The sequence below is a fragment of the Corynebacterium lemuris genome, assembly GCF_024919295.1.
In the GTDB taxonomy this organism is placed as follows: Bacteria; Actinomycetota; Actinomycetes; order Mycobacteriales; family Mycobacteriaceae; genus Corynebacterium; species Corynebacterium lemuris.
In genome coordinates this window covers 1-8,238 of record NZ_JANWTC010000028.1, presented here as the reverse complement: position 1 = coordinate 8,238, position 8,238 = coordinate 1, and the positions used below count along the sequence as shown (strand labels likewise).

Sequence of the window (8,238 nt, the reverse complement as noted above, 5' to 3'; positions counted from 1 at the left end):
CAGCCGAGATCAACCGATCACCGAAGGACCATCGGCGGATCGAGGATAAGCGAGACGGGCGGCGCAGTGGAGTGAGGGGTCATTCTCGTCGATCTCGCTTGCCAGGAAAGCGTAGTTGACGCGGGTGACCCCTCGTTTAGCCAACCGGACCGCGCGTGGTGCCAGGCCCAGCGATGTGGGGAAGGAATGCAGCAGCGCCTCCGCGGCGGACATTGCCGGTCGGATCCGGGCGGCAATGTCCTCCAGAGTCGATGATGTCATGAACCCGGTCCTAGACACTTTCGCCCGCCAAACCGATCGCTTCCCTAGTCCGCCATCGTGCTCAAGGACCACACCGTGGCGTAGGGGGTCTCCTCCCCGTCGGCGTCGAGACCGATCTGGGCAGAGGAGATCTCCACGACCATGAGACGGGGACGGGGGTCCCCCTCAGTGAGCGGGTCGACGGAGCCGGGGATCTCGACCTGCTCGGTGTCATAGGGGCCGTGCAGCTGCTGGTCGTTGGCCGCCGGATCGTCGTAGATCATCAGCAGCTGCCAGTCATGGTCGTGGATCGCCTCCGGGATCTCCAGCAGCAGGGTGTCGTCCGGGCCGACCGGCAGGTTGGGAACCTCACCCTCCGGGCACTCCAGCCCGGGCTCACACACCAGGTAGGGGGAGACCTCGATGGAGGCGCCACCCACGCGGGCCGTCACGGTGATGTCCTGCGGGGCGGGTCCGAGCCGGTTGTTCCACCAGTTCTGGGCGAGGATCGCGGCGAGGATGATGATCACCACGGCGATCAGGAGAGCGAGAAACTGCAGCAGCGACCTCTGCCGCGCCTTTTTAGGGGTGGACATGGCTCCTCATCCTACTGGGCGGGGATGAGCTCAACCTCGTAGAGGTCGGGCCAGCGTTTCCCACCCAGGAGGAACCAGCCGGTGCCGAACACGTGCGCGGCCCCGTTCAGGGCATGATCAGGCGAGGCCTCGGTCGAACACAAACCCCTATATGTTCGTCTCCTGCGACGCGTTGACCATGCAGTCCGCGAAGACGGACAGGCGGTGAAAACCGCCGTGTTGCTCACCACCGGGGTCAACGCCGAAGGTTACCGCGAACTCCTGGGCACGCACGTCGCCACGAGTGAGTCGGTGGCCTCCTGGACCGGGTTCTTCCGCGATCTCGAAGCTGTGACTGTTAGCTTTGTGTGGCGGCTTTTTCGCAACTTTATTGGCGGTTGAGCTGATGCCGGTGACGAAATCTGGATAGGCCATATGGACGCTCGGGATGAGCTTGTTAGAGACCGAAGGCACCGCCGCTGACGAGGATGAAGATTCCCAGGCTGATCAGAACGATCGGGAACAGCACGTGCTCCCAGCGTTCAAGGACTTCTGCGATGGGTGGGCGGGTGGCCACGAACTTTGCCAGCAGGACCAGGCCTGCCACCAGGATGAGGAAAACGATGCAGTAGATGATGACGGTGGCATTCTCCACGTTGAGGAAGACCGGGACGTAGACGCCGATGTTGTCGCCACCGTTGGCAAACGTCACGCCGGCAACGGTCAGCACGCCCACCTTCTTTCCGGCGACCTTCGCGTCATCATCGTCGTCATCATCGCCCCGCCAGGCATGCCAGGCCGCCCACAGCCCCAGGGCCAGGGGAATCAGCCCGAAGTACGGAATGGCCTGCTCGGGCAGGAAGGCATCCGCCCCCAGCATCACCAGGATCACGGCCGCAAGGATGCCCACGAAACCGAGGTACTGACCAGCCAGAATCCGAAGCGTGGTCCCCTTTTGTCCCGCCCCGCGGGCAAAAAACAGCGAGAGCACGATGATGTCGTCGATATTGGTGGCGATGAACAGGCCGATCGCCGACAGCAGGCCGGTGACCATTACGCTCCTGCCTGTCCGATGTCACAGCCGGGCACGTCACAGTCTGAGTCGAGGCAGGGGACGTTGCCATCGACGGCCAGGGGGGTGTCCAACAGCGAGTTCAACGCCTGGACAAGATGGGCGTCGACGATATCATAGCGGGTTTGCCGGCCCTCCAATTCAGCCACGACGATCCCGCAGTCTCCCAGGCAGGCGAGATGGTTCGACACATTCGACCGTGTCAGATCCAGCTCCCGGGCGAGAGCGGCAGGATAGACCGGCCCCTCCAGCAGGGTCAGAAGAATACGGGAACGAGTCGGATCCGCCCCGGCCCGACCCGACCGGTTCATCACATCGAGACGAGAAGCAATAGTCAACATGCACTGAACTATACAGCCAACACTGAACAGTATATGCCCGTACGTCCTCCCCCAAGGAACGGGCCAGGCACCATGCGAACCAGCCCGGATCGTCATGCATCGGAAAGGGTCCCCTTGGGCGCAGGCCTTCAGAAAATAACCACGATGGATGAAGAGAGAGGTTCCACTGATGTCCCCCCTCACCAGCTACAAGGGAGTGCTGCCCCGACGCCGGGAGAGGGCGCCACCCAGATGACACCGGCTTGCTCGGGGGTGAGGACGACCGCTTTCCCGTCGGCGTCTGTGAGGAGAACTCTGTCTTGGCGTGGGTCCGCGCCAGCGACGTTCACTATGGCGCCCGGAACTATTTCCTGCCTCCTGAAGCCGGCTAACTGGCTGGAGTCAGCATCAGAGATGCGGATGATTTCGTAGTCACCCGGAGTGGCGTGGGTGAGCCGGGTGGCATTGATGGAGCGGGAGATCTGCCCGGTAGCGGTGGGGATGGGGTCGCCGTGTGGATCGGTGGCGGGGTGCCCGAGGAGAGCGTCGATACGCTCGATCATGGTTTCTGAGGCGGCGTGTTCGAGCCGTTCGGCCTCGTCGTGGACCTCCTCCCACGGGTAGCCCAGGGTGGTGGCGAGGAAGGTCTCGAGCAGTCGGTGCCTACGTACCATCGCGATGGCGTACTTCTCGCCCCGCTCGGTAAGCATGACCGGTTTGTAAGGTTGATACTCGACGAGTCCCTGGGCCGCCAGCCGCTTGACCGTATCCGAGACGTTGGGCGTGGTCGTGCCCATCCGTGCCGCCAAGGCCGTGGCGGTGATGGGCGGGCCTCCCCACTCGGTGGCCGCCCAGATCACCTTGAGGTAGTCCTGGGCTACCGGCGTGATCTCACTCAGGTCCATGGACTCACGCTACCGAAGACCACAGCCGGTCAGCCCCGGCCGCTGGCCAGCAGTCCGATGAGGGCGAGGTTCAACGACACAATCAACGCGACCACCACCCAGGACGCCACCCGCAGCGGAACTCGGATAGCGAAGCCACCCATGAGGGTTCGATCACTGTTCAGCACCACCAGCGGGATCAGGGCGAAGGGGATGCCCAAACTCAGGACCACCTGGGAGAGCACCAGCGCCCACGTCGGCTCCACACCGATGGCGATCACGGCCAAGGCCGGGACCAGGGTGACCGCTCGCCGCACCACCTGCGGGATCTGCCGGTGCAGCAATCCGCCCATGATCGTGGATCCGGCGTAGCAACCCACCGAGGTGGACGCCAGCCCGGAAGCCAGCAGCCCGACACCGAAGGCCACCCCCACTGCCGGGCCCAGTGTGGCGGTGATCGCCGCGTGGGCCCCTTCGATGCTGTCGGTACCCGGGATGCCGTTCAAGTTTCCGGCAGCCAACAACAGCATCGCGATATTGACTGACCCGGCCACCAGCAGCGACAGGAGAACGTCCCACCGGGTGACACGGAGCAGACGCGGCAATGCCTCGGGCGCGATGGTGTCACCGTGGCGGTCTCGGGCGAGGGAGGAGTGGGCGTAGATGGCATGGGGCATCACCGTGGCCCCGAGCATGCTCGCGGCCAGCACCACCGTCGGGGTCCCCTCAAAGCGCGGAACAACCCCGGCCAATGCCTCGCTCCAGGAAACAGTGCCGATGAACATGCCCGTGAGGAAGCCGGCGGTGATGATTACCAGCAAACCTACTATGACGAACTCGAAGGGGCGCTGACCGTGCCTGGATTGGACGGCCAGCAGCAGCATCGATATCAGTCCGATGAGCAGGCCCCCCACCAACAAGGGGAGGCCGAAGAGAATGTGGAGGGCGATCGCCCCGCCGATCACCTCGGCCAGGTCCGTGGCCGCGGCCACTGTCTCCGCCTGCGCCCAGAACATCAAGCGCCGTCCCCGCGGTAGCCGTTGCCCCAGCAACTCCGGCAGGGAATAACCGGTGACCAACCCGAGCTTGGCCGAGAGGTACTGCACGAGCATCGCCATGACATTGGCGACCACCAGCACCCACACCAGCAGGTACCCGTACTGCGCCCCGGCGGTGATATTCGCCGCGACGTTACCCGGGTCCACATAGGCCACCGCAGCCACGAAGGCCGGGCCCAGCAGCCAGGGCAGGGACTGCCGCCTCGGCCCGGGATCACCCGGGGCCTCTTGCGCCGCTCTGTTCAGCTCGGCTCGGACGCCACGGAGCTTCATAAAAGTTAAGTTACACGAACTTTTAATGTCGGAGGGTAACTTTTAGGAGGGCTAGCTAGGCGACGATCACCAACCCCGGCATTTCTAAAACGGTAAGGCAGAGCTCTCTAAAGCGGCCCTTCCGGTTTTAGAGTGCGTTGATCCTGGTTTGCAGCTGTCCGGAGTGGATCAGGGACCGCAAGATGTAGTGGTTGAGGTTCCTGAAGCCCAGGGCGATGCCGCGCAGGTGCTCAAGCCGACCGTTGATCGCTTCCACAGGGCCGTTGGATGCACCGATGTCGAAGTAGGCGAGCACGTCCTCACGCCGGCGCCACAACGTCCGACCCAGCTGGGCGAGCTCCTCCAGCCCTGCGGGCAGCCCCTTGCGCAGGGTGTTAATGATCCGTTCCATCAACTTCTTCCCCTCCGATTTCTTCGGATGCCCGTAAGCCGCAATCATGTCCTGGTAAAACATCCAGGTGACCTCCAAGGCGACGTACTCATCGTCGGTGGCCCACAACAGGTCCAGCCGCCTGTTCTGCCGCGTCGTGAGGTAGTTCCTCCTGGTCAGCAAGGTGCGTCGGTACTTGTACAACGGATCATCCTTACGCCCACGCCGCCCCGAGGTTTCACGTTGCAGGCGTTGCCGACAGCCGGTGAGCTTGTCCGCGGCCAGGTGCACGACATGGAAGGGATCCATGACCTTGGTGGCATCCGGGAGAATCTGGTCCACGGCCGAGGCGTAACCGGTGAAGCCGTCCATGGTCACCACCTGCACATTTTCCAGGAAAGCAGGATCGCGTTCCTGCAGCCAGGTGCGCAGCACCTGTGCACTGCGGCCGGGGCGCATGTCCAGCAGTCGGGCAGGGCCACGGCCGTCGACCAGGGGTGTGAGGTCGACGAGGATGGTCACCAGACTGGATGGCTGACCTGGCTTTCGGGTGTGCTTCCATACGTGCTCATCCACCCCGAGGATGCGCACCCCGTCCAGATGCTGAGAGTCGTCGTAGACCAACTGCTGGCAGGCCTCGAGGGCGACCTGATTGACCAGCTCCCAACCCACGCCGAGTGCCTTGGCGGTGGCAGACACGCTCATCCGGTCGACCGCGAGGCGCTGGAGGATCCAGCGGGTCACCCGGTGGGTGAGTTTCGCTCCGTCATCGGCGCAGCTGAGTGTGGCCTGGAAGATCTTCCTGGAACAAGTCAGGGTGGTGCATAGGAACCTGGGGATGCGGACATGCAGGCGGGTGGGGAACCCGACGACGGGCAGGTCGACCAGGGTGCGGACGACGTGGTCCCGCAGCTTTCCGGGATTTCCGCACTCGGGGCAGAGGCCAGCCACGGCCACCGGGGTGGCGTCGATGATGGTGATACTGCCGGCGTCGGCGGCGCCGGTGATCGTCAGGCCGATCTCGGCGGTCCGGCAGATGGTGTCGGCCACGAGGTTGCCAGTAGTAGGCTGCACAGTAGGGTCCTGGTTCGGTTGGATGGAAGCGTCGTAACTCTCATCTTGTACCGGCCAGGACCCCTACATGTTGTGCCACCCCGAACCCCACCCTGGACTCACCTACGCACTCCGAAACGCGAAGAGCCTCTAAAGCTGGCGGCTGCAGAGTCGCCGCCGCCACCCTGGTGGTCACTTGACTACTCACACGACCAGGCCTTTTCAGACGAAATGATCACAAGTGAGAAGAAAATGAACCATCCGGAGATTGATTTCCCCCCCTCGCGCGGTACACTTGTAGACGGTAGAGCCCCCGCCCTACCGCCTCCAAAAGGACGAGGCGCCCGAGAGGTGCAACTCTCGAACGCCTCTTGAGACCTTAGAACGGCAGCCAATCGGTCGCCTCGCGGAATTTATCCACGAGGAGTCTGGCAGCCGCTCCAGCCAGGACCCGCTCGAAGAATGACACCTTCTTCGGGCGGGTCTTTCCATTGATGCAGCAAGTGCAGCCATGGACGTCTGACATAGCCCCTCACCTCCTCTCGCAGCTCGCCCTCGGGCAGCGCCCCCAGGCTCGACCACTCGCGGCTGAGACCTTTAGGTGGACACCGCGTCGAGGAAGATGAGTGAACCGCATCAAGCGATTCACCTGGGACATTACCGGCCCCCGTACGGTTTCCGCGAATGCCACAATATGTAGGACTGGGATGGAAGATAGAGCCTGTTGGTCGTCAGATAAAGGCCTATATGTGGGGGTCGGGCCGGGGGATAAATTGAGAGGCGAAAAACAACGGTGTCATTTCCGCTGGTGGGGAATAATGTGCGTTATGGAATTGTGACATTTCCTTATCTTTTTTACCCGCAGGCCCGGAAAACCACTGGCCACACCCCTGAGCAGTCTTCTCTGGACAACTGGCAAGGCGGTATAGGCTCAGCCCTCATGCAGCCTTACTACCCCAAGCAACCCGCTCGCATGTCCTCGATCATGGCCGAGCAGAACCGTAATGGAACCTGGTCGACCGAAAGTCGGGACCCCACCCATGACATCATCCCGGATCATGTCTTCCATGACATGTTCACCGACCAGCCGCCGCATGAGTTCACCAAGATGGACGGGTCCGGCGAGGTCGTCGATCCGGTCGCCCTGGCTGAGGCCGGCACTCACGAGCTGGTCTACTGCACCACCAAGGAGCACCTTGATCAGATCGCGGAAGAACACCCGGCCACCTGGTTCCTCGACATGGACCGCGGGGGAGCCCAGCAGCGCCGACAGATACCTTCTGTCTGGGTCGGCCAGTACCGGCCAGGACAAGACCTTATGAGGGAAAAGGATGCGGTCTATGGATTTCCGCTTCTGGCTGTCGTCCCGAAAAAGTAACACCGCCCCGCTCACCCCCCCGGGAGGAGAGAAGCAGTATTCGCAGTCAAGAGAATGCACATTCGCCTCGGTGGGGTTACGGCCGATCGAGCCGATCCGTCAAATTAGCCAAGGAGACACTCGTCATCATCCGCTGAACTATCGGACGGACGCCATCCACGATGGAGTGGAGTGATGCAGGATACATTTCCCTGACCCCGGAAGCAATGTTTCACAACCGGTCGTTTCTGACACAAAAAACCCGGTTTCCGAAACAACCCGATATATAAAGGTGGGCTCGTCACAAATTTGTAGCATAACCCAGTGCCGTATTCTATGTGTCTATTCACTGACCTCCGCACGGGTTCTGATACATTTTTCGGTTATGGGACATGATTTCGGCTACGCCCGGGTATCCACCGGCGAACAAGACGCCCGACTCCAACACGACGCGCTGACAAAAGCGGGTTGCTACCGGATCTTCACCGACACCGCCTCCGGATCCTTGGAGTCACGTCCCGAACTCGACAAGTTGTTGGATCAGCTTCGTCCCGGTGACACGTTGGTGGTGTGGCGCTTGGACCGGTTGGGCCGGTCCATTCGGCACCTCATCGATCAACTCGCCGGCCTTCAGGACCGTGGGGTGGAGTTTCGGTCCCTGCAGGAAAACATCGACACCTCATCCTCGGGTGGCAGGCTGGTCTTCCATATCTTCGCCTCCCTGGCCGAGTTCGAGCGTGACCTCATCCGCGAACGCACCAACGCCGGGCTTGAGGCCGCCCGGGCCCGCGGGCGGGTCGGGGGCCGACCACCACTCCTGAGCGGGGACAAGCTGCGCACCGCGCGGCAACTGTATGAGCAAAAAGACATGACCGTCGCCCAGATCGGCGAAATCTTAGGCGTCAGCCGCACCACCGTGTATCGGGCGTTGCGCCGCGATGCCGGGGCAACCCCGATCAGCCGTCGGCGGTCATCCTAGAAGGGGGTTAAGCCTCGATCCGCCGATGGTCCTTCGGTGATCGGTTGATCTCGGCTG

The 8,238-nt window shown here is 62.5% G+C and carries 10 protein-coding genes and 1 pseudogene; 3 read left to right on the top strand and 8 right to left on the bottom strand.

Annotation, left to right across the window (positions count from 1 at the left end; translation table 11 throughout):
- Positions 1 to 9: 9 nt before the first annotated feature.
- The 3 genes from NYP18_RS15095 to NYP18_RS15085 are packed head-to-tail and all read right to left on the bottom strand — an operon-like array spanning position 10 to position 979.
- Positions 10 to 261 carry a hypothetical protein gene (locus NYP18_RS15095; protein ID WP_259429028.1) on the bottom strand — a complete coding sequence of 84 codons (252 nt, stop codon included), beginning with the start codon at positions 259 to 261 and terminating at the stop codon, positions 10 to 12.
- A gap of 44 nt (positions 262 to 305) precedes the next feature.
- The gene (locus tag NYP18_RS15090; RefSeq protein ID WP_259429027.1) at positions 306 to 836 is read right to left on the bottom strand and encodes a DUF2771 domain-containing protein; all 531 of its coding nucleotides are present in this window, start codon (positions 834 to 836) and stop codon (positions 306 to 308) included.
- Positions 837 to 847: 11 nt separating this feature from the next.
- Entirely contained in the window at positions 848 to 979 is a 132-nt protein-coding gene (locus tag NYP18_RS15085; protein ID WP_373285116.1) for a glutaminyl-peptide cyclotransferase, read from the bottom strand.
- Positions 980 to 981: 2 nt separating this feature from the next.
- Here NYP18_RS15085 and NYP18_RS15080 point away from each other — a divergent pair.
- Positions 982 to 1,166: pseudogene (locus tag NYP18_RS15080) on the top strand (transposase); the annotation flags it as partial.
- Between the two features lie 106 nt (positions 1,167 to 1,272).
- Here NYP18_RS15080 and NYP18_RS15075 read toward each other — a convergent pair.
- The 5 genes from NYP18_RS15075 to NYP18_RS15055 form a co-directional block, all read right to left on the bottom strand.
- Complete coding sequence (locus NYP18_RS15075; RefSeq protein WP_259429026.1) at positions 1,273 to 1,869, bottom strand: cadmium resistance transporter; 597 nt, start codon at positions 1,867 to 1,869, stop codon at positions 1,273 to 1,275.
- The gene (gene cmtR, locus NYP18_RS15070) at positions 1,869 to 2,228 is read right to left on the bottom strand and encodes a Cd(II)/Pb(II)-sensing metalloregulatory transcriptional regulator CmtR (protein WP_259429024.1); all 360 of its coding nucleotides are present in this window, start codon (positions 2,226 to 2,228) and stop codon (positions 1,869 to 1,871) included. Before cmtR ends, NYP18_RS15075 begins: the two co-directional genes overlap by 1 nt.
- Positions 2,229 to 2,407: 179 nt before the next feature.
- Positions 2,408 to 3,112, bottom strand: coding sequence for a metal-dependent transcriptional regulator (locus NYP18_RS15065; RefSeq protein ID WP_259429022.1), 705 nt, complete (start codon positions 3,110 to 3,112; stop codon positions 2,408 to 2,410).
- Positions 3,113 to 3,141: 29 nt separating this feature from the next.
- Positions 3,142 to 4,422, bottom strand: a complete 1,281-nt coding sequence (locus NYP18_RS15060) for an Nramp family divalent metal transporter (RefSeq protein WP_259429021.1) — start codon at positions 4,420 to 4,422, stop codon at positions 3,142 to 3,144.
- 127 nt (positions 4,423 to 4,549) lie between these two features.
- The gene (locus NYP18_RS15055) at positions 4,550 to 5,866 is read right to left on the bottom strand and encodes an ISL3 family transposase (protein ID WP_259429020.1); all 1,317 of its coding nucleotides are present in this window, start codon (positions 5,864 to 5,866) and stop codon (positions 4,550 to 4,552) included.
- 919 nt (positions 5,867 to 6,785) lie between these two features.
- Between NYP18_RS15055 and NYP18_RS15050 the strand changes: the two genes are divergently transcribed.
- Together NYP18_RS15050 and NYP18_RS15045 are read left to right on the top strand one after the other, a co-directional pair.
- Positions 6,786 to 7,223 (top strand): hypothetical protein, encoded by a 438-nt coding sequence (locus NYP18_RS15050; protein WP_259429019.1) that lies wholly within the window; start codon positions 6,786 to 6,788, stop codon positions 7,221 to 7,223.
- A gap of 364 nt (positions 7,224 to 7,587) precedes the next feature.
- Positions 7,588 to 8,181, top strand: a complete 594-nt coding sequence (locus NYP18_RS15045; RefSeq protein WP_259429017.1) for a recombinase family protein — start codon at positions 7,588 to 7,590, stop codon at positions 8,179 to 8,181.
- Positions 8,182 to 8,238 lie beyond the last annotated feature (57 nt).